Origin of the sequence: Pseudonocardia sp., assembly GCF_025465255.1 — a bacterium.
Classification (GTDB): domain Bacteria; phylum Actinomycetota; class Actinomycetes; order Mycobacteriales; family Pseudonocardiaceae; genus Pseudonocardia.
The window spans coordinates 49,827-75,864 of the sequence record NZ_JAODNI010000218.1 but is presented as its reverse complement, the minus strand read 5'-3'; the positions used below and the strand labels follow the sequence as shown (position 1 = coordinate 75,864).

Below are 26,038 nucleotides of genomic sequence, written 5' to 3'. Positions count from 1 at the left end.
GGCCGGCGCGGCGCGCGCCGGGGGCGTCGCGCTGTACCGCCGCCGCCGGGAGACCACCGGGAGATGAGCGTGCGCCGGCTGCTGGTCGTCGCGCTGGTGCTCGTACTGGCCGGGGCGGGCGCGGTGGCGTTCGCGCTGGTCCCGGCCGCGCCGAGCCGGGTCGCTGCAGCCGCGCTCCCGGAAGGCCCCGCTCCGCTCGGTCGCTCGGTCCCGGTGACGCTCGACGTCCCGGCCGTCGGCGTGCACGCGTCGCTGCGGACGCTGGGCCTGAACCCGGACGGCACGGTGGAGGTCCCGCCGCTCGGCTCGCCGGACGCCGGCTGGTACGAGAACTCCCCGGCACCCGGCGAGCCCGGCCCGGCCGTCGTCCTCGGCCATGTGGACTCGGCGCGCTCGGGGCCCGGGGTCTTCTTCGACCTCCGCGCCGCCGCTCCCGGCGACGCGATCGCCGTGACGAGGGCGGACGGCAGCGTCGCCCGGTTCCGGGTCGACCGGATCGGCACGTACCCGAAGAGCGCCTTCCCGACGGCCGAGGTCTACGGCGACCTCGACCACCCCGGGCTGCGGCTGATCACCTGCGGCGGACACTTCGACCGGGCCGCGCGCAGCTGGACCGACAACGTGATCGTCTACGCTTCGGCGGCATCGGAGCAGGTGGGATGACGTCGGGTGAGGACTCCTTCGAGGCGTTCGTGCTCGCGCACGGGGCCGGGCTCGTCGGGTTCGCGCGACGGCTGACGCTGGACCACCACCGTGCCGAGGACATCGTGCAGGACGTGCTCGCCCGGATCGGGCTGTCCTGGGCGAAGGTCTCCCGGGTCGACGACCTGCGCGCCTACGTCCACAAGGCCGTCCTGAACGACTTCCTCTCCTGGCGCCGCCGGCTCTCGTCCCGCGAGCGCCCGGCCGATCTCTCGTGGCACCACGGGGAGCCGGTCCCGGGTGTCGACGACGCCGTGGCCGCCCGGGACCACCTGCGCCTCGCGCTCGCCCGGCTCCCGCGGGTCCAGCGCGCCGTCCTCGTCCTGCGCTACTACCACGACCGGCCCGACTCCCAGATCGCCGAGCTGCTCGGCTGCCGGGAGGCGACCGTCCGTTCCCACGCCCGTCGCGCACTGCTGGCCCTGCGCGCCGCGCCGACCGGCCTGACCGGCGATGGCGACCTCACCAGCGAAGGGACCCTGCGATGACCGACGAGCACGCGGACCTGCGGTCCCACCTGCACGATCCGGCGCTGGACGAGGGAATCTCCGCGACGGGCCTGCTCGCCGGGGTGCAGGCGCGGCGGCGGCTCGTGCGCCGGCGCCAGCACCTCGCAGCCGGGGCCGCGGCCGCCGTGGCGGCGCTCGTCGTCGTGGGGGCTGCGGTCGTCACGACCCGGCAGCAGCCCGAGCCGGTGACGCCCGCGCAGCAGCCCGCGTCGTCCGCCCCGTCCTCCCCCCGGCCGTCCTCCCCCCGGCCGTCGTCCTCGCCGGTGACGACCTCGACCTCGCCGCTGTCCTCACCGCTGCCCACGACGCTCCCGCCGCCGCGGGCGCGCCTGGACCCGACCGCCGAACCGCGGCTCAGCACGGGCGCGCGGGAGGCGGCGGTGCCGAGCGCTCAACCCAACAGGTGATCTCGGAGCAGCGCCTCCGCCGCCTCCGCCCGGCCGTTCGCCACCAGCAGCCCGGCCGGGGCGACGGCGAAGTCCGCGTCCACGAGGATCGGCGCGTCCGCGACCAGCGGGCCCAGCATCTCGTCGCAGCGCAGGGTCCCGGCGACCGCGGCCAGCCCGCCCGGGTCCCGGCGCCGGAACACCCCTCCGGCGAGCACGACCAGCCCGACCGGCGGGTGCACGTCCGCGGGGTCCGCGAGCGCGGCGCGCAGGTGCCGCCGGGCCGCGACGACGGCGGCGAGCGCGGCGATCCGCCGGTCCTCCGCCGCGCCGCCCGCGTCCTTCGGGACGTAGCCGGGCTCGGAGCTCATCCGGCGGACGGTCGGGGCGAGGAGGTCGGCCTCCACCGGGTCCACCAGCTCCTCCGTCTGCGCCTCGACGAGCACGCCCTCGGCGGCCGCCCGGACCCCGAGGTCGCCCTCGACGGTGCGCAGCGCCTCGCCCGCCCCCGGAACGGCCGAGTGGACGTCCGTGGTGGCGCACCCGACGTCGACGAGCAGGACCGAGCGGCCGGAGAGCCGGGCGAGCTCCGCGGTGCCGCGGCGCACGGCGTCCGGCGTCATGGTGCGGACCATCCGCCGGAAGCGGGGCGCGGCGGTGGGCCCGCGGCCGCCGAGCACGTGCCGCGCGAACACCTCCGCGAGGGCCGCGCGGGCCGCCTCGGGGACCAGCTCACCGGGCCGCGGGGCGACGTTGTCGCAGGCCACGACCGTGCGGCCGGTGGCGCGGAGCAGGGCCAGCGCGTCGTCGCGCGCGGCGACGTTGCCGGCGAGCACGATCGGGTAGCGGATCCGGGCGCGCGCGAGCCTGCCCGCGTTGTGCAGCAGCAGCGAGGGATCGTCCCCGTCCGCGCCGCCGGTGAGCAGCACCGCGCCGGGGCGGCTGCTGCGCAGCAGCCGGATGTCCTGCGGTTCGAGCGGGCCGGAGTGGACGTGCACGACCCGGGACCCCGCGGACCGGGCGGCCCGGTAGCCGGCCTCGATGGCGGTGAGCCGCTCGGCGCCGACAACGGCGAGCCGCAACCCGCCGCCGACGGACGAGCAGGCCAGCAGCTCCGGGTCCGCCCGCTGGCCCGGCGAGCGCGCCGCGCTGACCGCGCGGACGGCGGCGTCGACACCGGTGAGGACGTCCACGGACGTGGTGGGGTGCTCGGCGAACCCGGCGAGGCCGCCGTCCGGTCTCACCAGGACGGCCTTCGTCCAGGTCGATCCCACGTCGAGGCAGATGGACCCGATCCCCGCGCCGACCTGTGGTCCGGCACCCGTCATGAGACCCGAGCCTACCGGCGGCGACGCCCGCCGCGGCCGCGAAACGCGCCCCCCGGTCCAGTGGCCGGTCGCGGAGGGTGGTCGAGCGGCTGCGTTCCGCGTGCCTTCCGGCCCCTTCGCCCGACCGGTACCGTCTGGTGATCGACACCACAGAGCCGGGAGCATCGATGCGCGGACTCATGCAGGACAGGCCGTTGTCCCTCACCCACGTCTTCCACCGCGCCGAGCAGCTCTTCGGCCACAAGAAGATCGTGACGGCGAGCCCCGCGGGCGAACGGGTCACCCCGGTGGCCGACTGGGCGGTCCGGGTCCGCCGGCTCGCGACGGTGCTGGACACCCTCGGCGTCTCCGCCGACGCGCGGGTCGGCACGTTCTGCTGGAACACCGACCGCCACCTCGAGCTCTACCTCGCCGCGCCGTGCACCGGCCGGGTCCTGCACACGCTGAACATCCGGCTCTTCCCCGAGCAGCTCGTCTACATCGCGAACCACGCCGAGGACGAGATCGTCTTCGTCGACCGCTCGCTGCTCCCGCTGCTCTGGCCGCTGGTGGACAAGCTCGAGACCGTGCGGCGCTACGTCGTGATCGACGACGGCGCGGACGTCGAGATCCCGGACGACCCGCGGATCGCGGACTACGAGGAGCTGCTCGCCGCGGCCGAGCCGTACCAGGGCCGGTTCGTCGTCGAGGACGAGAACGCCGCCGCCGCGATGTGCTACACGTCCGGCACCACCGGGAACCCGAAGGGCGTGGTCTACAGCCACCGCTCCGCGACGCTGCACTCGCTGATCACGCTGATCTCCGACGGGCCGGGGCTGCGCGAGTGCGACGTCGTGCTGCCCGTCGTCCCGATGTTCCACGCCAACGCCTGGGGCCTGCCCTACGGCTGCCTGCTCGCCGGCACGGACATCGTCTTCCCCGGCCCGAACATGACGCCCTCCGCGATCCTGGACCTGCTCGCCCGGCACCGCGTCACCGTCACCGGCGGCGTGCCGACGATCTGGATGGGCGTGCTCCCGCTCGTCGACGGCCAGGACCTCGGTGCGCTGCGGACCGTCCTGTGCGGCGGCTCCGCGGTGCCGCGCTCGCTCTCCGAGGCCTGGAAGGAGAAGGTCGGCATGCCGATGCTGCAGGCCTGGGGCATGACCGAGACCTCCCCGATCGCGACGCTCGGCGTCCTGGCCGGCCGCACGGACGCGCTCACCGAGGACCAGCGCGCGGACCTGCGGGCCCGGCAGGGGGTGGCCGCGCCGCTCGTCGAGCTGCGGATCGCGGACCCCGGGACCGGCGAGGAGCTGCCCTGGGACGATGCCACCAGCGGCGAGCTGCAGACCGCGGGCCCGTGGATCGCGAAGGAGTACTACCGGGGCGAGGGCGGCGGCGCCCAGTTCACCGAGGACGGCTGGCTGCGGACCGGGGACGTCGCCGTCGTCGACCCCTACGGCTCGGTCAAGCTCGTGGACCGGACGAAGGACCTGGTCAAGTCCGGTGGCGAGTGGATCAGCTCGGTGGAGCTGGAGAACGAGATCATGGCGCACCCGGCCGTCGCCGAGGCGGCGGTGATCGCGATCCCGCACGAGAAGTGGGTGGAGCGGCCGATGGCCTGTGTCGTCGTGCGGCCCGGGCGGAGCCTCACGCCGGACGAGCTGATCGAGTTCCTGACGCCGCGGGTCGCGAAGTGGTGGCTGCCGGACGCGGTCGAGTTCATCGACGAGGTGCCGAAGACGAGCGTCGGCAAGTTCTCGAAGAAGACGCTGCGGGACAAGTTCGCGGGCTACTCGCTGCCGTCCTAGCAGTCAGCGGTAGGTCTCGGGCCGCCGCTCGGTGAGGTGCGAGAGGACCTTCCGGACCGCGCCGAGCGAGCTCTCGACGTCGACCTCGGCCACGGCGATACCCGCCTTGGCCCAGGTCCGGGCCAGGATCTCGCCGTCCGGGCCGACGACCTTGGCCTGCCCGAGGAACCGCATCTTGCCGATCGTCCCGGTCTGGTTCGACGACACCAGGACGACCTGGTTCTCCGCGGCGCGCGAGCGGTCGTAGAGGTCGAAGAGCCGGGACTGGCGGTCCTGCGCCATCCGCGGGGCCCGGTTGGTGATGCTCGTCGGCCAGGCGGAGAGGCAGGCGACGACCTCGGCGCCGTCGAGGGCCAGGGTGCGGGCGGACTCGGGGAAGGTCTTGTCGTAGTCGACGAGCATGCCCAGCCGACCGACCGGGGTGTCGAACGCGCCGAACACGCCGCCCGCCGCGTAGACGCGGTCCTCGCCGGCGGGCTGGTGGACCTTGCGGTGCAGGCCGAGCAGCCCGTCCCCGCAGACGCAGGCCGCGGTGTTGTACGGCCCGGTCTCCGCGGCCTCCCGGAACCCGATGCAGACGATCATCTCCCCGGCCATCGCGGCGACCTTGCGCAGCTCGGGGCCGTCCCGGTCCAGCGCCGGCGGCAGCTCGGAAGGGTCCGGGTCCGCGAACTCCGGGATGTAGCCGCCGAGCGCCGCATCCGGCAGCACGAGGAGGTCCACGCCGGAGCGACGGGCGTGCTCGATCAGGGTCGCGACGCGTGCGAGCGCGGCCTCGACGTCCCGGCCGAACGCCGCCGCGACCGCCCCGATCCTGATCGACCCCACCCGAGTCCTCCGGTCCGCTACGCCGCGACGTACGGCGTGCCGCCCAGAGCAGGGTACGTGTCCGGGCGGCGGTCGCGGAGGAAGTGCATCCCCCCGCGCGCGGCGTCCACGACGGCGTCGATGTCGAACTCCGCGACGGCCAGCCCCGCGCGCTGCTCCGTCCAGGCGACGATCTCGCCGCCCGGGTCCACGACCTTCGCGCTGGCGGCGAACCGCATGGCCCCGAAGGTGCCGGACTGGTTCGACGCCACCCAGACCAGCTGGTTGTCCAGGGCGCGGGCCCGGTCGAACAGGTCCATCCGGCGGGTCCAGCGGTCCTGCGCCGGGTCCGGGTGCCGGTTGGTCGCGCTCGTCGGCCAGGCGGACAGCGAGCAGACGATCTTCGCCCCATCGAGCGCCTGGGCCCGCGCCGCCTCGGGAAAGGCCTTGTCGAAGCAGATCTGCATGCCGATCCGGCCGACCGGGGTGTCGAACGCGGTGAACCGGTCCCCGGCGGCGTAGGACGCGTCCTCGCGCAGTGGCTGGTGCACCTTGCGGTGGACGCCGAGCACGCCGTCCCCGGTGAGGCAGACCGCGCTGTTGTAGGTCTTCGCGCCGGCGGTCTCGCAGAAGCCCGCGCACACGACCATGTCCCCCGCCAGCGCGGCCAGCCGGGCGATCTCCGGCCCGCCGACGCCGAACGCGGGCGGCAGCTCGGCCGCGCCGTCGAGGTCCGTGAGGTACCCGCCGAGACAGGCCTCGGGCAGCACGAGCAACCCGACGCCGTCGGCCCTGGCCTGCTCGATCAGGCCGCCGACCCGCGCGAAGTCCTCGTCGAGGTCCCGGTCGAAGGGCGCCGACACCGCCGCCATCCGCAGCGTGCTCATGTGTCCCCTTTCGCGCTCTGCGCTCGTGCGCGGTAATCGTCGCCGGAGCGACGATTACCGCGCACGGGCAGCGGAGCTGCAGCTCAGAGCTGGTAGGTGGAGTTGATGATCGCGCCCTTGCGGGCGTAGTGGATCAACGCGTCCTGGACGTCGAGGGGGTGCGTCGGGATGACGCCCTCGATCAGGTCCTCCTCCCGGGCACCGTGCAGCGAGAGCCCGAAGCGGCAGCAGTAGACCTTGCCGCCCTCCTGGATATAGGTCTTCAGGGAGTTGTTGATGTTGTGCTCGCCGGGGAACGCGGAGTTGCCCGTGGTCGGGAACCCCCGGGTGGCGAGGCAGTTCAGCGAGCCCGGCCCGTAGAAGTAGATCGCGGACTCGAAGCCCTTCCGCAGCGCGCGGGTGGCCTGCAGGATCGCGACGAAGCTGACGGACGACTCGTGTGCGATGCCGTGCACCAGCGTGAAGTAGGTCTCGCCGTTCTCGGCCTGGTAGTCCGGGAACACCTTGGTGCCGCCGTAGATCGACGACCCCTCGGGCATCGACGGGTGCGCGATCTCCTCGAGGCTCTGCTTCTCGAGATCGGTCAGGTCGGCCATGTCCGTCATTCCTTTCGGTTGAAACGGCAGGTGGATCACCGGCACCCAGGGGCTGGGGACCGGGCGGTTCGGGGTGGGCTGGGTGGACGGCAGCTACGCGACGGTGCGCGGCGCGATCCAGTCCTCGTCGGCGTGCTCCGCCTCCGGGAACGTGCTGAACGGCGTGCCGGCGAGCCAGTGCAGGCCGTCGGCCACCGTGGTGTCGCCCGCGCGGCGCACCCGCTGGATCTGTCCGACCAGGTGCTCCGCATCGTCCGCGACGCCGGAGAACCGACCGGACCCCCAGGTGTGCTGCCAGGGCAGGCCGAGGAAGTAGAGCCCCGGCTGGCTGGTGACGCCGCGGGCGTGCGTGGGGTACCCCCGGCCGTCGAAGATCGGGAGCTCGATCCAGCGGTGGTCCCGGCCGAAGCCGGTGGACCAGACGACGCCGGTGATCCCGGCGTCGGCCAGGTTGATCTCGGCGGGGTCCTCGGCCTCCGGGCCGGGCGCCCACACCGGCGGGCGGCGTTCCTCGGCCGGGGCGTCGATGCCGTGGGCGGCGATGTGGGCGTCGATGGCGTCCTTGATGCCCTCGGCGACGGCGTCCGCGCCGTCGAGGTTCGCCCGCAGGTCCGGGCCGAAGCGCGCCATGCCGTGCGCGATCCCGGTGAGCCGGCCGTGCAGGACCATGCCCTCGAGCGCGAACCTCCGCAGGTCGATGTCCCGCCCGCCGTCGCGGCCGGTGACGTAGTGGTTGGTCTTGAAGCGGATGGCGTCGACGTCGACGAACTCGTCGACGCCCTTGGTGTAGGTGCCCATCTCGTGCAGCCAGGTCACGCAGTCCCGGCCGCGGTAGAAGCGGGCGACGCGCGGCGCGGTGCCCGTGGCGAGGTGGACGGTGCGGCCGGCGAGGTGCAGGTCCTCGGCGATCTGGCAGCCGGACTGCCCGGTGCCGACGACGAGGACGGCGCCCTCGGGCAGCTGGTCCGGGTTGCGGTACTCGGAGCTGTGCAGCTGCGCGATCCGCTCCGGGAGCCGCTCGGCCATCCGCGGCGTGCGCGGGATCTGGTAGGGCCCGGTGGCGACGACGACCTGGTCCGCGCGCAGCGTTGCCCCCGAACCGGCGGCGCCGTCCGTCCGGACCTCGAAGGCGCCGTCGGCGCTGCGCAGCCGGGTGGCCCGGACGCCCTCGACCAGCGGCGGCCGGAAGGACTCGACGAACTCGGCCAGGTAGTCCTCGATCTCGTCGCGGACCATGAAGCCGTCCGGGTCGTCACCCGGGTACGGGAAGCCGGGGAGCCGGCACTGCCAGTTCGGCGTCACCAGGCAGAAGCTGTCCCAGCGGCGGTCCCGCCACTCGTGCCCGGCCGTCCTCGACTCGAGCACGACGTGGTCGATCCCGCGCTCACCGAGCCACCAGCTCATCGACAGGCCGGCCTGCCCGCCCCCGATGACGACGACCGCGTGGTGCGACCCGTCGAGCGTCGCCGCCGACGGCCGGTTCCCGATGCTGCGCACGTTGTTCGCCACGGCTCCCGCTCCCGATCCGGTGTCCTGTACTGACCGGAACCAGTCAAGCGAGCGGCGATGTCCGAGGCGTTTCATCCGGAGATCGTGCGGGTTAGCGGAACGGCGGCCTGTGACGCCGGTGTTGCGGAACCCTCACGAGGAGGCCTTCTGCGCCTCTTCCCGCCGTCCGACCTTCGAGTGCGACCGACCGTACGCGAAGTAGACGACGAACCCGATGGCCATCCAGACGAGGAACCGCAGCCACGTCTCGACGGTCAGGTTCAGCATCAGCCACACGCACGCGAGGACGGACAGGATCGGCACGAGCGGCACCAGTGGCGTCCGGAACGAGCGCGGCAGATCGGGCCGGGTGCGGCGCAGGATCACCACGCCGATGGACACCAGCACGAACGCGAACAGCGTGCCGATGTTGACCATCTCCTCCAGCGTCCCCGCCGGGAAGAACGTGGCGACGAGCGCGACGACCACGCCGACGAGCTGGGTCGAGCGCAGCGGCGTGCCCCGCGTCCCGGTCCTGGCCAGCGCGCCGGGGAGCAGACCGTCCCGGGACATGGCGAACAGCACCCGGATCTGGCCGAGCAGGAGCACCATGACGACCGTGGTCAGGCCGACCAGCGCGCCGACCGCGATCACCGCGGCCGCCCACGTCACGCCCAGCGAGGCGAACGCCGTCGCCAGCGTGGCGCGCGTGCCGTCCGGCTGCGTGGCGAGCTGGGTGTAGCTGACCATCCCGGTGAGCACGAGCGCGACGGCCACGTAGAGGACCGTGACGATCGCGAGCGAGCCGAAGATGCCCCGCGGCAGGGACCTCTGCGGGTCCTTCGTCTCCTCCGCGGTCGTCGCGACGACGTCGAACCCGATGAACGCGAAGAACACCAGCGACGCCGCGGCGAGCAGCCCGTAGATGCCGAAGACGCTGCTGCCCTCACCGCCGAGGAGCGAGAGCAGGGACTGCTGCAGTCCGGTGTCGCCGGCCTCCGCCGGCGCCGCCGGCGGGATGAAGGGGGAGTAGTTCTCCGCCTTCACGTACCCGATGCCGACGATGATCACGAGCAGCACGATGGCGACCTTGATCGCCGTGAAGACCATGCTGACCCGGCTGGAGAGCTTGGTGCCCAGCGCCAGCAGCGTCGCCAGCACCGCGATCAGCAGCAGGGCGCCCCAGTCGAAGGAGAAGAAGCTGCCGAGGGAGAACGACGTGGGGACGTCGATCCCGACCAGCGCGAGCACCGTGTGCAGGTACTCCGACCAGCCCTTCGACACCACCGCGGCGCCGACGGCGAACTCCAGCACGAGGTCCCAGCCGATGATCCACGCGATGAACTCGCCGAACGTGGCGTAGGAGAAGGTGTAGGCGCTGCCGGCCACCGGGACCGTCGACGCGAACTCCGCGTAGCAGAGCGCGGCGAGCCCGCAGGCGATCGCGGCGAGCACGAACGCGAGCGAGATCGAGGGTCCCGCGCGGTCGCCCGCGGTGCTGGCGGCGAGGGTGAAGATCCCCGCGCCCACCACGACCGCGACCCCGAAGACGATCAGATCCCAGGTGCCGAGGTCCCGGCGCAGCTTGGTGTCCGGCTCATCTGTGTCCTGAATGGATTGCTCGACGGACTTGGTCCGCCACATCCCGCCCGTCGTACCGACCATCCCGGAACCGTATTGCTCCGACCGGGACCGCTGCCACCGCTGGGCCGCTCCCGGCGTCCTGGCTCAGTCCAGCAGGTCCGCGGTGCTCACGTGGGGCAGGCCGTGGGCCTCCGCGACCTCGCGGGAGGTCAACGAGCCGGCGTGGGTGGACAGGCCGGCCGCGAGCGCCGGGTCCGCGGTGAGGGCGTCCTGCCAGCCGTGGTCCGCGAGCCTCAGCACGTACGGGAGCGTCGCGTTGGTGAGCGCGTGGGTGGAGGTGTTCGGGACGGCGCCGGGCATGTTCGCCACGCAGTAGAAGACCGTGTCGTGGACCCGGAACGTCGGGTCGGCGTGGGTGGTCGGCTTCGTGTCGGCGAAGCAGCCGCCCTGGTCCACCGCGATGTCGACGAGCACCGCGCCCGGCTTCATCCGCGACACCAGGTCGTTCGAGACCAGGGTCGGGGCCTTGGCGCCGGGCACCAGCACCGCGCCGATCACCAGGTCCGCCTCGAGGACGGCCTTCTCCAGGGCGTACGCGGTGGAGTAGACGGTCTCGACCCGACCGGCGTAGCGGTCGTCGAGCTCGCGGAGCTTGTCGATGCTCAGGTCCAGCACGGTGACCCGCGCGCCCATCCCGACGGCGACGGCGACGGCGTTGGCCCCGGAGACCCCCGCCCCGATGACGACGACGTGCGCCCGCGTGGCGCCGGGCACGCCGCCCATCAGGACGCCGCGGCCGCCCGCGGCGCTCATCAGGTGGTAGGCGCCGACCTGCGGCGCGAGCCGGCCCGCGACCTCGCTCATCGGCGCGAGCAGCGGGAGCCGGCCGTCGGCGGTGCGGACGGTCTCGTAGGCGATCGAGGTGGTGCCGGCGTTCAGCAGCGCGTCCGTGCAGGACCGCGACGCCGCGAGGTGCAGGTAGGTGAACAGCGTCAGGTCGCCCCGCAGGTGGCCGTACTCGCTCGGCACCGGCTCCTTGACCTTGAGCAGCAGCTCGCCACTCGTCCACACCTGGGCCGCCTCGGCCAGGACCTGCGCGCCGGCGTCCTTGTACTCCGCGTCGGTGATCGACGACCCGAGCCCGGCGCCCTGCTGGACGATCACCTCGTGTCCGCGGCGGACCAGCTCGTGCACGCCGGCGGGCGTGACGGCCACCCGGAACTCGTTGTCCTTGACCTCGCGCGGAATGGCGACCCGCATGACTGCTCCTGCCCCTGGTCCGGTGTCCTTGACCCGGACAACGATGAAGAAGGCGCTGCTCGACCGCAACAAGCACGAAGAAGATTCTGTAGCCTGGCACGATGGCCGAACGATCCACGAATACAAGCGCTCCACCGGCTTCGCAGCCGCAGGATGTGCGGGTCCCGCTGGACGAGGTGGACCGCGCGATCCTCACCCACCTCGAAGGGGACGCCCGGATCCCGAACAACGCGCTCGCCGACAAGGTGGGCGTCGCGCCGTCGACGTGCCTGGGCCGGGTCCGGGCCCTGCGGGAGCGCGGGGTCATCCGCGGCTTCCACGCCGACGTCGATCCCGCGGCGACGGGCCGGCCGCTGCAGGCCATGATCTCCGTGCGGCTGCAGAGCGACGCCCGGCAGCGGATGAAGGAGTTCGAGGAGCAGGTCATCGCGATGGCCGAGGTCCGCGACGTGTACTTCCTCGCCGGGGTCGACGACTACCTGCTGCACGTCGCGACGGCGGACTCACCCACGCTGCGGGACCTCGTGGTGACCCTCAACGGCCTGGCGGACGTCGCGAACACCCAGACGAGCCTGATCTTCGACCACGTCCGGCCGCGGGGCCGGTTCTAGAACCTAGGACGCGACGCGGGAGCGGTCGAGGTCCGGCTCCAGGTAGATCACGCGCGCGTCCGGGACGGCCTCGCGGACCCGGGCCTCCGCCTCGTCGATGGTCCTGGCGACGGCCTCCACCGGCAACCCCGGGGTGAGGGCGATCTTCGCCGCGACCAGCATCTCCTCCGGGCCGAGGTACTGGGTCTTGATGTGGATGACCCGCTCGACGTGCTCACCCTCCTCGAGTTTGCGCACGATGGTGGAGAGCACCGGCGAGGTCGCCCCCTCGCCGATCAGCAGGCTCTTCATCTCGACGATCAGGATGATCGCGATGACGCCGAGCAGGACGCCGATGCAGAGCGTGCCGATCCCGTCCCAGACCGGCTCCCCGGTGAGCACGGACAGCCCGACACCGGCCAGCGCGAACACCAGCCCGATCAGCGCGCCGGTGTCCTCCAGCAGCACGACGGGCAGCTCCGGGACCTTCGCCTGGCGGATGAACTGCCACCAGCTACCGGTCCCCTTGAGCGGCCGGGACTCGTGCACGGCCGTGCGGAACGAGTAGCTCTCCAGCGCGATCGCGACCACCAGGATGATCACCGCGACCAGCGGCGAGGTCAGCGGCTCAGGATGTTCGATCTTGTGGATGCCCTCGTAGATCGCGAACACCGAGCCGAGGGTGAACAGCATCAGGGCGACGATGAACGAGTAGAAGTAGCGGTCCCGGCCGTAGCCGAAGGGGTGCTCGGGGGTCGCGGCGCGGGCCGCACGCTTGCCGCCGATCAGCAGCAGGCCCTGGTTGGCGGTGTCCGCGACGGAGTGCACGGCCTCCGCGAGCATCGACGACGATCCGGTCACCAGGAAACCGACGAACTTCGCCACCGCGATCCCCGCGTTCGCCACCAGCGCGGCGATGATCGCCCTCGTCCCACCGCTCGCCGACATGCGTGTCCCCCGTGTTCTTCAACGTCTGAGAATCGGAACCGGGGAGAGCGTAGTCGGCGGCGCGCTACAGACCGTCGCTGGCCAGGAACAGCTGAGTGCCGGCGGCCGCGCTCTCCACCTCGGTCGCCGTGTCCGCCGCCCCCAGGAAGAGCGCCCGGCCCTTCGCCAGCTCGACCACGCGGTCTCCCCCGCGCACGAACGCCGACCCGGCGGTGCACAGCAGGATCCGCGGGCCGCCGTCCGGCACCGCGACCTTCGCGTCCTCCTCCGTGGCCTTCCAGCGACGCAGCCGGAACTCCGCGGCGGGTGTGTCGTAGGAGTTCCAGCCGGCCTCCGGGTGCCCGTCGATCACCGGCGGCGGGGCCGCGGTGAAGTCCAGGACCCGCAGCAGCTCCGGCACGTCCACGTGCTTCGGCGTGAGGCCGCCGCGTAGCACGTTGTCCGAGTTCGCCATGATCTCGATACCGGCGCCGGACAGGTACGCGTGCAGGTTCCCGGCGGGCAGGTAGAGGGCCTCACCGGGCTGCAGCGTGGTGCGGTTGAGCAGCAGCGCCGCGAGGACGCCGGCGTCACCGGGGTAGCGCTCGGACAGGTCGAGCGCGGTGCGGGCCTCCGCCTGGAAGTCCCCACCGGCCGCGACGAGCCGGATCGCGGCCTCCTGCAGGGCGGGCACCAGCTCGTCGAGCATGCTCTGCGGCAGCGTGATCCAGGTGGTGAACAGGGCCCGCAGGCCGTCGGGGCCGGGCTGGCCCGCGAGCAGCTCGACGTGGGCGGCGAGCTGCGGGACGTCCAGCGCACGGAGCAGCGCGATCGTCTCCACCGGCTCCCGGAACCCGACGAGCGCGTGGAACTCGGTGAGCGCGCAGATCAGCTCGGGCTTGTGGTGCGGGTCCCGGTAGTTGCGGTCCGGGGCGTCGACGGCGATGCCGGCGGCGTTCTCCCGCTCGAACCCGTAGGCGGCCTGCTCCAGGCTCGGGTGCGCCTGCAGGGACAGCGGCTCGTCCGCCGCGAGGACCTTGAGCAGGAACGGGAGCGTGTCGTGCCAGCGGCTGCGCCGCGCGTCCCCGAGCAGGTGCCCGGGGTCGGCGGTCAGCGCGTCGAGAAGCGACGTCCGCTCGCCGTCCGGACGCACGATCCGCGACGGGTCCGCCGGATGCGCGCCGAGCCACAGCTCCGCCTGCGGGTGGGGGGACGGCACGGGCTGGCCGAGCAGGCCGGCGATCACGGTCCGCGATCCCCAGGCGTACGGCCGCACCGGGTTGTCCAGCAACTCCACGGATAGTCGTCCTCGTCGTAGCGGATCAGGGTCGTGGCGCGCGGGCCGGGGCGTCAGGCGGGTTCGATCGTCCGGGTGGCCAGGCCCAGGTAGATCGCGGCGGAGTCCGCGCGGGCGGCGAGCAGCGCGGCCCGCAGCAGCGCGGCGTGCCGCGTGCCGCGGGCGATCTCCTCCACCGGGTGTGCGAGGTCCGCGGGCCACGTGCGGCCGGTCAGCCGCATCGCGACCTGCTCCGGGTCCTCCTCGCCGGTGGCGAGCAGCACGAGCCGCGGCGGCGGTGCGTCCGCGCCGTCCGCCGGGTCCTCGAAGGGGTCCCGGAAGACGTCCGCGCCGCGCGCGGTGAGGGCGAGCGCGCGGGCCAGGCCGATGGCGGTGGCGGCCTGGGCGACGGCCGCGCTGTGCGCGACGACCCCCGCGTGCGTGGCGAGGGCGGTGGCCGCGTGCCCGGCGACGGCGGTGGCCGCGGGGTCCGTGCCCCACAGCAGCGGGGTGTGCTCCGCGAGCCGCAGTGCGAGGGACTTCGCCGGGTTCATGAACGGCTCGTTGCCGGGCTGGTTGCGCTCGGCCTCGGCGTCCAGGGCGTCCGCCAGCGCGTCCAGCCCCGGGTCGACGGCGAACAGCCCCAGCGCCGCGACGACGGTGAGCCCGACCGCGAGGGCGCGCGGCAGGTCCAGCGCGGGCGGCACCGGGATCCGCGGCTCGAGCAGCCGGGCGCGGCCGGCGCCCGCGGAGGCCACCGGGCCGTCGGTGGGGACGGACAGCACGACCTCGGCGCCCCGGGACACCGCCCGGCCCACCGATTCCGCCAGCTCCATGTCCGTGGCGTCCGCCGAGTGCGCGACGAGCACGTCGAGCGCTCCGACCCAGCTCGGCGCGGTGTCCGCGACGACGATCGGGACCGGGCACTGCGGCCCGAGCAGCGCCGTCAGCAGCTCCGCGGCCGCGCCCGAGGTGCCGGGGCGGCGCAGGAACACCAGCGCCCGCGGACGGGCGCCCTCCAGCGAGGGGACACCCGCCTCCGCGGCGGTGTGCGCCGCGGAGCGGACCTGCGCACCGGCGGTCGCGGCGGAGCGCAGGACCCCGGTGGTGTCCACCGCCGCGAGGGCCGCCGGATCGGCCAGGACGGTGTCGTCGAGCACCGTGCTCACCCGCCCCCCTCGGCCGACGCGTCCGGCGCCGCGGGGGCGCCCGGCTCGGGCGGGAGGGCCTCGTCGAGCAGCAGTACCGGGATGCCGTCGACCACCGGGAACCGGCGACCGCACGACGTACAGGTCAGGACGTCCGCACCGGGCTCGCCGGGCGTGCCGGCGCGCAGCGGCGCATGGTCGTCCGACGGGCACGCCAGGATCTCCAGCAGCTGGGGGTCGAGTTGTACGGCCACGGTCCTCCTCGTCATCCTTCTCACACGATGCTGCCAGGGTCTTCCCCGGCGCGCCGGGGCCGTCCGGGCTATCCCTGCCCCGCAGGGTGCTGATACGTACCGTGGCGGTCGCCCGATCCGGGCGCGCCCGGTCAGGCGCGGACGACCGCCAGCACCTCGTCCCGCAGCGCCGCGACGGCGGCGGGATCGGCCGCCTCCACGTTGAGCCGCAGCAGCGGTTCGGTGTTGGACGCCCGCAGGTTGAACCACGAACCGTCCGGCAGCGCGACGGTGAGGCCGTCGAGCTCGTCGAGCTCGACGCCCTCGCGCCCGCCGTAGATCTCCTTGATCGCGGCGACCCGGCCCGCCTGGTCCGCGACCGTCGAGTTCACCTCGCCGCTGGCGCTGTAGCGCTCGAACTCGGCCATCAGCCCGGAGAGCGGGCCCGGCTGCTCGCCGAGCGCGGCCAGCACGTGCAGGGCCGCGAGCATGCCGGAGTCCGCCTTCCAGAAGTCCCGGAAATAGTCGTGCGCGGAGTGCTCGCCGCCGAAGACCGCGCCGGTCTCGGCCATCTCCTGCTTGATGAACGAGTGCCCGACGCGGGTGCGTACGGGCTCCCCGCCGTGCTCGCGCACGATCTCGGGGACGGCCTTGGACGTGATCAGGTTGTGGATGATCGGGCTGCCCGGGGACTTCGCCAGCTCGCGGACCGCGACCAGGCCGGTGATGGCGCTCGGGCTGACCGGCTCGCCCCGCTCGTCGACGACGAAGCAGCGGTCCGCGTCCCCGTCGAAAGCCAGGCCGAGGTCGGCCCGCTCGGCGACCACGGCCTTCTGCAGGTCCACCAGGTTCGCCGGGTCGAGCGGGTTCGCCTCGTGGTTGGGGAACGTGCCGTCGAGCTCGAAGTAGAGCGGCACGACGTCCAGCGGGAGGCCGCTGAGCACCTCCGGGACCGTGAACCCGCCCATGCCGTTGCCCGCGTCCACGACGACCTTCAGCGGCCGGATCTGCCGCAGGTCCACCAGGGCGCGCAGGTAGGCGGCGTAGTCGCCGAGCATCGGCTGCTCCCGGACGCTGCCCCCGCCCGGGCCCGCGGGGACGCCCCGCTCGACGGCCTCGCGGATCGTGAGGAGGCCGGTGTCCTGGCCGATCGGCGTGGCGCCGGCCCGGCAGAGCTTGATGCCGTTGTACTTCGCCGGGTTGTGGCTCGCGGTGAACATCGCTGCCGGCACGTCCAGCGTGCCGGCGGCGAAGTAGAGCATGTCCGTGCTGGCCAGGCCGATGTTCACGACGTCGAGTCCCTGGCCGGTGACCCCCTCGGCGAACGCGGCCGCGAGACCGGGCGAGGAGTCCCGCATGTCGTGCCCGACGACGACCACGCCGGTGGCGGGGTCCTCGTCCTTCAGCATGCGGGCGAGCGCGGCGCCAACCGCGCTGACGAGCGCGTCGTCGACCTGCTCGCCGACGACGCCACGGACGTCATAGGCCTTGATGACGGCCGAGAGATCGGGCTGCGCGGGGTGATCGGGCACGGGCCAGACCCTAGCGGGAAGGACCGACGACTCGCGGCCACGGGACCGGGCGGGTGTGGCTCAGTCCTCGCCGGGCGCCGGGAGCACCCGCAGGTGCCCGCGCCGGCCGGTGCCGGGCGCGGGCCCGGCGGCCTCGACGACGCGGTCCACCCGGCCGGCCTCCCGGACGGCCTCGGCGAGCGCGGTGAGGTCGTCCCCCTCGAGCTGCGGCGGGGCGAACTCGCCTTCGAACCGGACGACCTCCCAGCCGCGCGGCACGGTGAGCCGGTGGGCGTGCGCCGTGCACAGGTCGTAGGAATGGGGTTCGGCCTGTGTGGCCAGCGGCCCCACGACCGCCGTGGAGTCGGCGTAGACGTAGGTGAGCGTGGCCACCGCGAGCTCGGTGCACCCGGTCCGCGAACACCTCCGCACACTCAGCACGTCGGTGACGATAGCGCCTGTCCTGCCCGACGCCTCGCTACGACGCGCGCCCGCTTCGCGTCAGACGTCCGGCGACCGCCCGGTTCCGCTCGGCGATCACCGCGGTGGCGTGTGGCGGTCCGCTTCGGACCGTGCCCCAGGGGCGGACGGGACGCCCCGGGCCGCCGCGCGGGTCGTATATTCGACGGGTGACCACCGCGCGCCGCACGCTGCGCCGCTCACCCCGCAGGCGGGACCGGCGGGGCCGCGGGCTGCGCGGGTTGCTCTATCCGGTGCACACGCCGGCGTTCCGCAGCCGCGCCGAGAAGTTCGACGCGCTGGTGCTCGAGGCCCTCGAGCCGATCGAGCTGCGCTGGAGCGCGGAGCTCGTGGACCTGGACCTCGCCGTCGACGACGTGCCCGAGGTGGTCCACACCTCCCCCGACGACGTCACGTGGGAGACGGGCGTCCTCGCGGACGCGGGCGTGCCGCTGGCCCAGCTCGTTCCGGCGGGGGTGGACCCCGACGGCCTGCCGTCGCGGGCCCGGATCGTGCTCTACCGCCGGCCGTTGGAGTCGCGGGCGAAGGGCGGGGCGGACCTCGCGGACCTGCTGCACGAGGTCCTCGTCGAGCAGGTGGCGGAGTACCTCAACATCGAACCGGACGCGATCGAGGACGGCTCGGAGTAGCCCGCGGCCCCCGCGTCATGGAGCCACGACGCGGTCGGGGGCGCGTCGAAATCATCGTTGTGGAGCCATGACGCGGTCAGGGTCCGGCGCCCGTCCCGGCCGGAGCACCCGGCCCCGGACGAGGGTTGCGGTCCGGCCGGTCAGATGGCCAGGTGCTCCGAGCCGGCGACGATCTCGGTGCCGGCGAGCAGCTCCGATCCGCCTCGGCGCAGCCGGCGGCGCTCCCGCTCGGAGAGCCCACCCCAGATGCCGAAGCGCTCGTCCTGCGCGAGGGCGTACTCCAGGCACTCGGCCCGGACCTCGCAGCCGGAGCAGATGCGCTTGGCCTCGCGCGTGGAGCCGCCCTTCTCGGGGAAGAACGCCTCCGGGTCCGTCTGCGCGCACAGCGCGCGTTCCTGCCAGTCCTGCTCGTCGGCGGCATCCTGCCCGTCGAGCATGTCGACCAGTCGGAGGCTGCTGCCGCCCCCAGCGACGTCCCCGATGGGGACACCCCCGACCATGGTCGTCTCGATGCCGGTGTTCGTCCTTGCAAACAGAGTGTCCGTGAACTCGTTCACCCGCCCCCCTTCCCCGCGCCCGGCGAATGACACCGGCGTAAGTACAGCGCTGACGTTCGGTGGCACGCAACCCGGGGCTGCCATCCGGGTGACGGGATCCACCCCATTGGTCCCCCGTTCGGCACACTGGCACAGTGCGTCGCGTGTCCGCCCGGATAAGTCCCTGGTTCCTGCTCCTGATCGTGATCGCCGTGATCGGAGGGGTGCTGGCCGCCTTCGGAACCACCGCCTTCGCCGAGACGGGATCCACCACGCTCATGACCGCGGGCGTGGTCCTGCTGGTCCTCGGGGGGTGGGCGGTCTCACTCTGCCTCCACGAGTTCGGCCACGCTTACGTCGCTCTGCGTAACGGGGACTCGACCGTCCGGAACAAGGGCTACCTGACCCTGGACATCCGCCGCTACAGCGACATCGGCTGGTCCTTCGTGCTGCCGATCGTGTTCCTGCTGCTGGGCGGCATCCCGCTGCCGGGCGGCGCGGTCTGGATCAATCACGGGCTGCTGCGGTCCCGGCTGGGCCGCAGCCTGGTGTCGCTGGCGGGCCCGGCCACGAACCTGGTGCTCGGCGCGATCCTCACGGTGGCCGTCGCGTTCGTGTCGATGCCCGTCGGGCTGGCGGCGGGCCTGTCCTGCCTGGCCCTGATCCAGGTCCTCGCCTTCGTGCTGAACATCCTGCCGGTACCGGGGCTCGACGGGTACGGGGTGCTCGAGCCCTACCTCTCGCCGCAGGCGCAGGCGTTCGGCGCGAAGGTCCGGCCCTGGGCCCCGATCGTCCTGTTCCTGCTGATCATCGGGCTGCCGGGGTTCAGCCGGGTGTTCTTCTCGATCGGCTCGTTCCTCTACGGCGCCGTCGGCGGGGACGCGCAGCTCGCGAGCGCGGGCTACGGCCTGCTGCTCTTCTGGCGCTGACGGCCGTGGCGGGTGACGGCTAGCGCGCGAGCGCCGCGGCGACCATCGTCGACACGGTGTCGCTTTCCGCCGGCAGCCCGTCGAGCGGCCACCACGCCAGGTCCACGGACTCCTCGCTGATCACCGGCACCGCGCCGGCCGGGGCCCGCACCAGGTAGCGGACGTCCAGGTGCCGGGTCGGCCTGCCGAGCGAGCAGGTGACCGGATGGACGTCGACGTGCAGCGGGTGCTCGCCGATCTCCAGTCCGTCGATCCCGGACTCCTCTCCCGCCTCGCGCAGTGCGGCCGCGCGCAACGACGCGTCCCCGGGCTCGCAGTGCCCGCCGAGCTGGATCCACCGCCCGACGCGCGGGTGCAGGGTCAGCAGGGTGTGCTCGCCGGCCGCGTCCAGGACGAGCGCGGACGCGGTGAGGTGCCCGGGCTCGCAGGAGCGCAGGCAGGCGTCCTGCGGCCGGGCCGCGCAGTAGGCGAGCAGGGCGTGCTTGAGCGCGCGCTGCTGCTCGTCGCCCGGCGTCCACGCGTCGAGCTCGGCCGCCGCGACCGCCGGGGCTACCACTCGACCAGCCCCACCCCGGGGTCGACGGCCGGACGGGGCGCCAAGGGCGCCACCGGCATCCCGACGGCGACGGCGCCGAGCGGCTGCCAGTCCGCGGCCAGGCCCAGCTCGGCCCGCACGACGTCCGCCGCGAAGATCGTGGACCCGACCCAGCAGGACGCGAGCCCCTCGGCCGCGAGCGCGACCAGCAGCGACTGCACGGCGGCGCCTCCGGCCACGGTGAACATGTCCCGCTCCGCGGCGGTCCGGGCCGCGTCCGGGTACTCCTGCGCGCCGTCCCCTGTGCGGAAGGGCAGCAGCAGCTCGGGCGCGCGCCGTAGCAGGCCCCCCCGGGCGAGGCGGCGCTCGATCTCGTCGGCGGGCCGGCCGTCCGCGGCGAGGTCCGCGCGCCAGCGCTCGCGCAGCGCGTCGAGCAGCGCGGTGCGCCGGGCCGGGTCCGCCAGCCGCACGAAGCGGAACGGCGTGCTGTGGTGCGGCGCGGGAGCCGTCAGCGCGACACCGACGGCCCGGCGGAGCGCCTCGGGATCCACGGGCTCGGGCGAGAACTCGCGGCTGCTGCGGCGCATCAGGACCGCCTCCCGGCGGCCCTGCGCCATGGCTTCGTCGGCGCCGAGCCGGAACATGTCCTCGTCGACCGGGCGGACCAGGTCCCGCGCGGTGGACCCGTCGTCCGGGCTGGCGAGCCCGCGCACGACCGCGACCGGCGTCGCGCCGAGCTTGCCCTTGACCAGGTCCGCGGCCCCGGCGACCTCGTCCGCGAGCGCCACCTCGGTGACCAGCAGCTCGTTGCCCTGGGCGTCGACCGCGCCGCCGTAGCGGTGGATCACGGTCATCCCCGCGGAGCCGATCGCGACGTCGGTCTGGCCGACCCGCCACGCCCGTCCCATGGTGTCCGTGACGACGACCGCGACGTCCACCCCGAGCCGCTCCCGCAGCTCGGCCCGCAGCCGGCCCGCGCTGGCGTCCGGGTCCACGGGGAGCAGCGCGAGCTCGTCCCGGCGCACGTTGGAGCCGTCGACCCCCGCGGCCGCCTGCACGATCCCGAGCTTGCTCGCGACGATCAACGTCTTCCCGCGGCGGGCGAGGATCCGTTCGGTCTCCTGGTCGACCAGGCGCCGGCGCAGGGCGTCCCGCTCCGCCGGGTCCTCCGGCGCGGCGACGAGCCGCCCCTCGGCCTTGGAGAAGATCTTGCTGGTGACGACCACGACGTCGCCGTCCGCGAGCCAGGGCGCGGCGCCGGCGACCGCGGCCGCGACGTCGTCCCCGGGGCGGAACTCGGGCAGGCCGTGGACCGGGAGGATCTGCAGGCCGGCTGCGGCCGCGTGGTCCGGGATCGCCGTCAAGGGGTGACCCCGGCCAGGGCGAACGCCGCGCGCGCCATCTCGGCCGTCGCCTCGACGTCGGTCATCAGCAGCGGGACGGCGCGGGTCTCGGCGCCGGGGACCTCGGCGGTGTCCCCGGTGTGGACGAGCCAGCCGTCGAGCAGGCCGCCCTCGCCCCGGCCGCCGTAGTGACGGCCGACGGCCTCGGCGCTGGTCTCCACGCCGATCGCGGTGAGGCACGCGTCCGCCATGCCGCGCAGCGGGCGGCCGCCGACGATCGGCGACAATCCGATGATCTTCGCCTTCGTCCCGACCAGGGCCTGGGGCACACCGGGGACCTGGATCAGCGCGCCGATGCTGACCACCGGGTTCGACGGCGCGACCAGCACCACGTCGGCGTCGGCGATCGCGGCGGCGGCCTCGGGCAGCACCTTCGCCGTCTCGGCGCCGACGGAGGCGAACCGCTGCGCCTCGGGCTTGGCCTGGTGCCGGACCCACCACTCCTGGAAGTGCACGGCGATCTGGGGCGACGCCTCCGGACCCGGATCCGGGTTGTCGATCACGACGTGGGTCTCCACCCGGTCGTCGGTCACCGGGAGCAGCCGCACGCCGGGCTGCCAGCGGTGGCAGAGCGCCTCGGTGACCTGGGAGAGCGGGTAGCCGGCGCGCAGCATCCGGGAGCGGACGAGGTGCGTCGCGACGTCCCGGTCGCCGAGCCCGAACCACGTCGGGTCGGCCTCGTAGGCCATCAGCTCGTCCCGCACCGCCCACGACTCGCCGGCGCGGCCCCAGCCCCGCTCGGTGTCGATCCCGCCGCCGAGCGTGTACATGCAGGTGTCCAGGTCCGGGCAGATCCGGAGCCCGTGCAGCCAGATGTCGTCCCCGACGTTCACCACCGCGGTGATCTCGTGCCCGGACTCCCCAGGACCCACCGCGGGCAGGCCGAGCGCGGCCTTCACCCCGAGCAGGAACCGGGCCCCGCCCACCCCGCCGACCAGCACCGTGACCTTCACGCGGCCAGGCTACGTCGGCGGGCCGACGATCCGGTGCGCAGCCGCTACTTCGGGAGCACAGCTGTGACGGCCGACACGACCTCGTCGGATCCGGGCTCGGTGCGCGGGCGGAAGCGGGCCGCCACGGTGCCGTCCGGTGCGACGAGGAACTTCTCGAAGTTCCACTGGACGTCCCCGGCCTCGCCCGCGGCGTCCCGGGTGGCCGCCAGCGCGGCGTAGAGCGGGTGCCGGCCGGGGCCGTTGACGTCGACCTTCTCGGTCATCGGGAAGCTGACGCCGTAGGAGGTGGCGCAGAAGGTCGCGATCTCCTCCGCGCTGCCCGGCTCCTGCCCCCCGAACTGGTTGCAGGGCACGCCGAGGACGGTGAAGCCGCGGCCGGCGAACTTCTCCTGCAGCTCCTCCAGGCCCGTGTACTGCGGCGTCAGCCCGCATTTCGAGGCGACGTTGACGACGAGGACGGCCTTGCCGTCGAGGTCCGGGAGGGTTCCGCCGTCGAGGGCGGCGATCTGGGTGTCGAGGAGAGCCACGTGCCGGACGCTACGCGCGTCACATGGCGCGGTAGTCCCGCGCGGAGAACCGTGGGCCGAATCTCGGCCGTCTGAAGCCCGAGGCCTCCACGTAGCGCACCGCGCGGTGCCGCTGCGGGACGTAGGGCGCGAGCTCGGCCAGCATGCCGGCGTCGTCGAGGGGACGGCCGACCAGCGCCCAGCCGACGACCGTCGGGATGTGGAAGTCCCCGAAGCTGACGGCGTCCGGGTCGCCCCAGGCCCGCTGCGCGATCTCGGCGGCGGTCCACACCCCGATCCCGGGGATGCGGCGCAGCAGGATCCGGCCCTCCTCGCCGCGCAGCTCCACGGCCTTCTCCAGCCGGTGGGCGACGGCGGCGCAGGCCAGGATCGCGCGGCGCCGCGCGGAGTCCACCCCGGCCTTGTGCCACTCCCAGTCCGGCACGTCCCGGATCTGCGCGGGCGTGGGCGGGACGCGCATGCCCTTCGGCACCAGCTCGGCCGGGCCGGGCGCAGGGTCCGCGAAGCGCCGGCACAGCTCGCGCCAGGAGCGGTGCGCCTCGGTGCCGGTGACCTTCTGCTCCAGGACGGCGGGGACGAGCTGGTCCCAGACCCGGCGGGTCGCGCCGAGCCGCATCCCCGGCATCCGGCGCGCCGCGTCGACGATCAGCGGGTGGTGGGCCCGGAAGTCCTCCGGCCGGTCGTCCACGCCGAGCAGCGCGGGGAGCCCCTCGAGCTCCCACTGTGCGCCGGGACCCCAGCCCGCCGCGACGACCGTGCCGTCGCCCCGGCGGTGCAGCCGGAGCGTCGCCGGGCCGTCCGGGGTGGTGGAGGTGCGCCAGATGGCGTGCCCGTCCGCCATGGACCGCCAGGTCGGGTCGCCCCGGCCGCGGCGCAGCGGGAGCAGGACACCGGGGAGGTCCAGCGGGTACGGCGGCAGCCACTCCCGCTCGATCATCCCCACCTCCGGTGCTCGTGCGCGGAAGGCCGCGCCCGAACAACGTTATCCGCGCACGGGGGGTGTCAGACGTCCGGGGAGAACCGCACGCCGTGGGGCGGCAGGGAGATGTCCGGCCAGACCCGCATGCCGCCCTTGAGCTCGCAGTGCGCGCCGATCACGGCCCGGTCCCCGATCACGGTGTCCCGGACCTTCGCGGACTCGCCGACCGTCGCGCCCGCGCCGACCACCGAGGTCTCGACGATCGCGCCGCGCTCGACCACAGCGCCGTCGAAGAGTATCGAGCCCTCCACCCGCGCGCCCGCGCCGATCCGGACCCCGCGGCCGACGGTCGTCCCGCCGAAGACGAAGGCGTCCGGGGAGATCTCCGCGCCCTCGAGGACGAGCAACTCCCCGGTCGGCCCCGGCAGGGCCGCCGAGGGCGCCACGCCGCGGACCAGGTCCGACGAGCCGTGCACGAGGTCCCCGGGGGTGCCCATGTCCCGCCAGTAGGCGTTGTCGACGTGTCCGGACACCCGCGAGCCCGCCTCCAGCAGCCCCGGGAACGTGTCCCGCTCCACGGACACCGGCCGGCCCTCGGGGATCGAGTCGATCACCGAGCGGCGGAAGACGTAGCAGCCGGCGTTGATCTGGTCCGTCGGCGGGTCCTCGGTCTTCTCCAGGAACGCCGTGACCCGCCCGTCCCCGTCCGTCGGCACGCAGCCGTAGGCCCGCGGGTCCTGCACGCGGACGAGGTGCAGCGTGACGTCCGCCTCCGTCCTGCGGTGCGTGTCGACGACGGCGCGGAGGTCCGTCCCGCACAGCACGTCGCCGTTGAAGATCATCACGTGGTCCGTCGTCAGGTGCTTGGCGACGTTGCGGATCCCGCCGCCGGTCCCCAGCGGGGCGTCCTCGACGACGTAGGTGAGGTCGAGGCCCAGCGACTCGCCGTCGCCGAAGTGGTCCGCGAAGGTCTCGGCCAGGTACGAGGTACCCAGGACGACCCGGCGGATCCCGGCCGCGCGGATGCGCGAGAGCAGGTGCGCCAGGAACGGCACACCGGCGGTGGGCAGCATGGGTTTCGGCGCCGACAGGGTCAGCGGGCGCAGTCGGGTGCCCTTGCCCCCGACTAGCACGACGGCTTCGACGTCGTCCAGCACGAGTGGGTCCTCTCGTCGGGTGGGTCAGGCCGGTCGGCGTGACGCGGATCGTGCGCGTGCGGTGAGCCCGGCCTTCAGGACCGCCCGCAGCGGGGCCCGCAGGACACCGGCGTTGCGGTCGGCGAGGTAGCGGTAGGCGCTGCGGTGGTGCTCGGTGAGCATCCGGGCGGACACGTCGGCCTTCGACGTGGAGACACCGCCCGTGTGGACGACCTCGGCCGACGGTGCGTAGACGTTTCGCCAGCCCGCCCGGTTCAGCCGATCGCCGAGATCGACGTCCTCGAAGTACATGAAGTAGCGCGGGTCGAAGCCGTCGACGGAGTCGAACGCCGTACGCCGCAACAGCAGGCAGGACCCGGAGAGCCAGCCCGCGGTCCGCTCGACGGGCTCGGCGTCCTCCTGCCGGTAGGAGCGTGTCCAGGGATTGTCCGGCCACACCGTGCCGAGCGCGGCGTGCCCGGCCCCGCGGCCGAGCGAGGGCAGCAGCCGCGCCGACGGGTAGACGTGCCCGTCGGCGCCGCGGATCAGCGGGCCCAGCGCACCGGCCCGCGGCCAGCGGGCGGCGACGGCCAGCAACTCGTCCAGCGAGCCCGGCCCGAAGACCAGGTCCGGGTTGGCGACGACGACCCAGCCGACCTCGTCGCCCAGCTCGGCGACCCCGCGGTTGGCCGCGGTGCCGTAGCCGACGTTCTCGCCGATCCGCAGCAGGTCCACGCCGTCGCGCTCGGCGCCGCGCTCGGGGGCGCCGTCGACCGAGCCGTTGTCCGCGAGGATCACCCGCACCGGGCGGGTCGTGGCCTTCGGGACGGAGTCCAGGAACGCGTCGAGGGTCCCCCCGGGCGAGTACGTGACGGTGACGACGGCGAGCTCGTCGCCGTAGGTCCGCACGCCCTGCCCCGGCCCCTCGTGCTGTGTCGGCCCCTCGTGCGGCCGTCCCGGTTCCAT

Annotated in this window: 28 protein-coding genes; 7 read left to right on the top strand and 21 right to left on the bottom strand. The window is 73.9% G+C overall.

Features of this window, described 5'->3' with window-relative positions:
* The 3 genes from JWP64_RS27220 to JWP64_RS27210 all read left to right on the top strand — a co-directional run.
* On the top strand, window positions 1–663 hold a 663-nt coding region (locus tag JWP64_RS27220), incomplete at its 5' end, for a class F sortase (protein WP_366890679.1).
* A complete protein-coding gene (locus JWP64_RS27215; RefSeq protein ID WP_297502761.1) occupies window positions 660–1,190 on the top strand; it encodes a sigma-70 family RNA polymerase sigma factor in 531 nt (176 codons plus the stop codon). The genes JWP64_RS27220 and JWP64_RS27215, both read left to right, overlap by 4 nt.
* Window positions 1,187–1,618, top strand: coding sequence for a hypothetical protein (locus tag JWP64_RS27210; RefSeq protein ID WP_297502759.1), 432 nt, complete (start codon window positions 1,187–1,189; stop codon window positions 1,616–1,618). Before JWP64_RS27215 ends, JWP64_RS27210 begins: the two co-directional genes overlap by 4 nt.
* Here JWP64_RS27210 and JWP64_RS27205 read toward each other — a convergent pair.
* Entirely contained in the window at window positions 1,603–2,925 is a 1,323-nt protein-coding gene (locus tag JWP64_RS27205) for a glutamate mutase L (protein WP_297502757.1), read from the bottom strand. The two genes, JWP64_RS27210 and JWP64_RS27205, sit on opposite strands and share 16 nt — an antisense overlap.
* Before the next feature lie 167 nt (window positions 2,926–3,092).
* Between JWP64_RS27205 and JWP64_RS27200 the strand changes: the two genes are divergently transcribed.
* A complete protein-coding gene (locus JWP64_RS27200) occupies window positions 3,093–4,718 on the top strand; it encodes a long-chain fatty acid--CoA ligase (protein WP_297502755.1) in 1,626 nt (541 codons plus the stop codon).
* A gap of 3 nt (window positions 4,719–4,721) precedes the next feature.
* On the opposite strand, the gene JWP64_RS27195 is transcribed toward JWP64_RS27200, so the two are convergent.
* The 6 genes from JWP64_RS27195 to ald form a co-directional block, all read right to left on the bottom strand.
* Window positions 4,722–5,546, bottom strand: a complete 825-nt coding sequence (locus tag JWP64_RS27195) for a carbon-nitrogen hydrolase family protein (protein WP_297502753.1) — start codon at window positions 5,544–5,546, stop codon at window positions 4,722–4,724.
* Between the two features lie 17 nt (window positions 5,547–5,563).
* Window positions 5,564–6,412 carry a carbon-nitrogen hydrolase family protein gene (locus JWP64_RS27190; protein WP_297502751.1) on the bottom strand — a complete coding sequence of 283 codons (849 nt, stop codon included), beginning with the start codon at window positions 6,410–6,412 and terminating at the stop codon, window positions 5,564–5,566.
* An 83-nt stretch (window positions 6,413–6,495) separates the two neighbouring features.
* Window positions 6,496–7,008 (bottom strand): MSMEG_0572/Sll0783 family nitrogen starvation response protein, encoded by a 513-nt coding sequence (locus JWP64_RS27185; protein WP_297502750.1) that lies wholly within the window; start codon window positions 7,006–7,008, stop codon window positions 6,496–6,498.
* Window positions 7,009–7,101: 93 nt separating this feature from the next.
* On the bottom strand, window positions 7,102–8,517 hold the full coding sequence (locus tag JWP64_RS27180) for an MSMEG_0569 family flavin-dependent oxidoreductase (protein ID WP_297502748.1): 1,416 nt from the start codon (window positions 8,515–8,517) through the stop codon (window positions 7,102–7,104).
* A gap of 132 nt (window positions 8,518–8,649) precedes the next feature.
* Window positions 8,650–10,161, bottom strand: coding sequence for an amino acid permease (locus tag JWP64_RS27175; RefSeq protein WP_297502746.1), 1,512 nt, complete (start codon window positions 10,159–10,161; stop codon window positions 8,650–8,652).
* 63 nt (window positions 10,162–10,224) lie between these two features.
* Window positions 10,225–11,340, bottom strand: coding sequence for an alanine dehydrogenase (gene ald / locus JWP64_RS27170; protein ID WP_297502744.1), 1,116 nt, complete (start codon window positions 11,338–11,340; stop codon window positions 10,225–10,227).
* Between the two features lie 101 nt (window positions 11,341–11,441).
* On the opposite strand from ald, the gene JWP64_RS27165 reads away from it, so the two are divergent.
* Window positions 11,442–11,951 (top strand): Lrp/AsnC family transcriptional regulator, encoded by a 510-nt coding sequence (locus tag JWP64_RS27165; protein ID WP_297502742.1) that lies wholly within the window; start codon window positions 11,442–11,444, stop codon window positions 11,949–11,951.
* Window positions 11,952–11,954: 3 nt separating this feature from the next.
* Here JWP64_RS27165 and JWP64_RS27160 read toward each other — a convergent pair whose 3' ends face one another.
* The 6 genes from JWP64_RS27160 to JWP64_RS27135 all read right to left on the bottom strand — a co-directional run bounded on the left by JWP64_RS27160 (window position 11,955) and on the right by JWP64_RS27135 (window position 17,457).
* Window positions 11,955–12,878, bottom strand: a complete 924-nt coding sequence (locus JWP64_RS27160; protein ID WP_297502740.1) for a cation diffusion facilitator family transporter — start codon at window positions 12,876–12,878, stop codon at window positions 11,955–11,957.
* A 64-nt stretch (window positions 12,879–12,942) separates the two neighbouring features.
* Complete coding sequence (gene manA, locus JWP64_RS27155) at window positions 12,943–14,154, bottom strand: mannose-6-phosphate isomerase, class I (protein WP_297502739.1); 1,212 nt, start codon at window positions 14,152–14,154, stop codon at window positions 12,943–12,945.
* Between the two features lie 53 nt (window positions 14,155–14,207).
* On the bottom strand, window positions 14,208–15,302 hold the full coding sequence (locus tag JWP64_RS27150; RefSeq protein ID WP_297502737.1) for an SIS domain-containing protein: 1,095 nt from the start codon (window positions 15,300–15,302) through the stop codon (window positions 14,208–14,210).
* Complete coding sequence (locus tag JWP64_RS27145; RefSeq protein WP_297502735.1) at window positions 15,299–15,535, bottom strand: Trm112 family protein; 237 nt, start codon at window positions 15,533–15,535, stop codon at window positions 15,299–15,301. The genes JWP64_RS27150 and JWP64_RS27145 overlap by 4 nt, the downstream gene beginning before the upstream one ends.
* A gap of 131 nt (window positions 15,536–15,666) precedes the next feature.
* Window positions 15,667–17,046: a phosphomannomutase/phosphoglucomutase gene (locus JWP64_RS27140; protein ID WP_297502733.1), complete on the bottom strand. Its 1,380-nt coding sequence runs from the start codon at window positions 17,044–17,046 to the stop codon at window positions 15,667–15,669.
* A gap of 60 nt (window positions 17,047–17,106) precedes the next feature.
* Window positions 17,107–17,457 (bottom strand): DUF3499 domain-containing protein, encoded by a 351-nt coding sequence (locus tag JWP64_RS27135; RefSeq protein ID WP_297502775.1) that lies wholly within the window; start codon window positions 17,455–17,457, stop codon window positions 17,107–17,109.
* A 197-nt stretch (window positions 17,458–17,654) separates the two neighbouring features.
* On the opposite strand from JWP64_RS27135, the gene JWP64_RS27130 reads away from it, so the two are divergent.
* Window positions 17,655–18,134 (top strand): metallopeptidase family protein, encoded by a 480-nt coding sequence (locus tag JWP64_RS27130; RefSeq protein ID WP_297502732.1) that lies wholly within the window; start codon window positions 17,655–17,657, stop codon window positions 18,132–18,134.
* Window positions 18,135–18,274: 140 nt separating this feature from the next.
* Here the strand turns inward: JWP64_RS27130 and JWP64_RS27125 are convergent, their stop codons facing one another.
* On the bottom strand, window positions 18,275–18,571 hold the full coding sequence (locus JWP64_RS27125; RefSeq protein ID WP_297502773.1) for a WhiB family transcriptional regulator: 297 nt from the start codon (window positions 18,569–18,571) through the stop codon (window positions 18,275–18,277).
* Window positions 18,572–18,825: 254 nt separating this feature from the next.
* Here JWP64_RS27125 and JWP64_RS27120 point away from each other — a divergent pair, with 254 nt between their 5' ends.
* Window positions 18,826–19,599 carry a site-2 protease family protein gene (locus JWP64_RS27120; RefSeq protein ID WP_297502729.1) on the top strand — a complete coding sequence of 258 codons (774 nt, stop codon included), beginning with the start codon at window positions 18,826–18,828 and terminating at the stop codon, window positions 19,597–19,599.
* A gap of 19 nt (window positions 19,600–19,618) precedes the next feature.
* Here JWP64_RS27120 and JWP64_RS27115 read toward each other — a convergent pair whose 3' ends face one another.
* The 7 genes from JWP64_RS27115 to JWP64_RS27085 all read right to left on the bottom strand — a co-directional run bounded on the left by JWP64_RS27115 (window position 19,619) and on the right by JWP64_RS27085 (window position 26,038).
* Window positions 19,619–20,155 (bottom strand): NUDIX hydrolase, encoded by a 537-nt coding sequence (locus tag JWP64_RS27115; RefSeq protein ID WP_297502727.1) that lies wholly within the window; start codon window positions 20,153–20,155, stop codon window positions 19,619–19,621.
* Complete coding sequence (locus JWP64_RS27110) at window positions 20,149–21,489, bottom strand: coenzyme F420-0:L-glutamate ligase (RefSeq protein WP_297502771.1); 1,341 nt, start codon at window positions 21,487–21,489, stop codon at window positions 20,149–20,151. Before JWP64_RS27110 ends, JWP64_RS27115 begins: the two co-directional genes overlap by 7 nt.
* A 5-nt stretch (window positions 21,490–21,494) precedes the next feature.
* Window positions 21,495–22,490, bottom strand: a complete 996-nt coding sequence (gene cofD / locus JWP64_RS27105) for a 2-phospho-L-lactate transferase (RefSeq protein WP_297502725.1) — start codon at window positions 22,488–22,490, stop codon at window positions 21,495–21,497.
* A gap of 44 nt (window positions 22,491–22,534) precedes the next feature.
* Complete coding sequence (locus JWP64_RS27100; RefSeq protein WP_297502723.1) at window positions 22,535–23,017, bottom strand: glutathione peroxidase; 483 nt, start codon at window positions 23,015–23,017, stop codon at window positions 22,535–22,537.
* 19 nt (window positions 23,018–23,036) lie between these two features.
* Window positions 23,037–23,954, bottom strand: a complete 918-nt coding sequence (locus tag JWP64_RS27095) for a DNA-3-methyladenine glycosylase 2 family protein (protein WP_297502721.1) — start codon at window positions 23,952–23,954, stop codon at window positions 23,037–23,039.
* A gap of 65 nt (window positions 23,955–24,019) precedes the next feature.
* Window positions 24,020–25,090 carry an NDP-sugar synthase gene (locus tag JWP64_RS27090; RefSeq protein WP_297502769.1) on the bottom strand — a complete coding sequence of 357 codons (1,071 nt, stop codon included), beginning with the start codon at window positions 25,088–25,090 and terminating at the stop codon, window positions 24,020–24,022.
* A 27-nt stretch (window positions 25,091–25,117) separates the two neighbouring features.
* Window positions 25,118–26,038: a glycosyltransferase family 2 protein gene (locus JWP64_RS27085; protein WP_297502719.1), complete on the bottom strand. Its 921-nt coding sequence runs from the start codon at window positions 26,036–26,038 to the stop codon at window positions 25,118–25,120.

Coding starts and splice junctions, on each gene's coding strand:
- JWP64_RS27210 (WP_297502759.1), top strand. CDS start 1,187: ATGACCGACGAGCACGCGGACCTGCGGTCCCACCTGCACGATCCGGCG.
- ald (WP_297502744.1), bottom strand. CDS start 11,340: ATGCGGGTCGCCATTCCGCGCGAGGTCAAGGACAACGAGTTCCGGGTG.
- JWP64_RS27190 (WP_297502751.1), bottom strand. CDS start 6,412: ATGAGCACGCTGCGGATGGCGGCGGTGTCGGCGCCCTTCGACCGGGAC.
- JWP64_RS27200 (WP_297502755.1), top strand. CDS start 3,093: ATGCGCGGACTCATGCAGGACAGGCCGTTGTCCCTCACCCACGTCTTC.
- JWP64_RS27185 (WP_297502750.1), bottom strand. CDS start 7,008: ATGGCCGACCTGACCGATCTCGAGAAGCAGAGCCTCGAGGAGATCGCG.
- JWP64_RS27205 (WP_297502757.1), bottom strand. CDS start 2,925: ATGACGGGTGCCGGACCACAGGTCGGCGCGGGGATCGGGTCCATCTGC.
- JWP64_RS27125 (WP_297502773.1), bottom strand. CDS start 18,571: ATGCTCGACGGGCAGGATGCCGCCGACGAGCAGGACTGGCAGGAACGC.
- JWP64_RS27095 (WP_297502721.1), bottom strand. CDS start 23,954: ATGATCGAGCGGGAGTGGCTGCCGCCGTACCCGCTGGACCTCCCCGGT.
- JWP64_RS27215 (WP_297502761.1), top strand. CDS start 660: ATGACGTCGGGTGAGGACTCCTTCGAGGCGTTCGTGCTCGCGCACGGG.
- JWP64_RS27165 (WP_297502742.1), top strand. CDS start 11,442: ATGGCCGAACGATCCACGAATACAAGCGCTCCACCGGCTTCGCAGCCG.
- JWP64_RS27175 (WP_297502746.1), bottom strand. CDS start 10,161: ATGGTCGGTACGACGGGCGGGATGTGGCGGACCAAGTCCGTCGAGCAA.
- JWP64_RS27085 (WP_297502719.1), bottom strand. CDS start 26,038: ATGGAACCGGGACGGCCGCACGAGGGGCCGACACAGCACGAGGGGCCG.
- JWP64_RS27160 (WP_297502740.1), bottom strand. CDS start 12,878: ATGTCGGCGAGCGGTGGGACGAGGGCGATCATCGCCGCGCTGGTGGCG.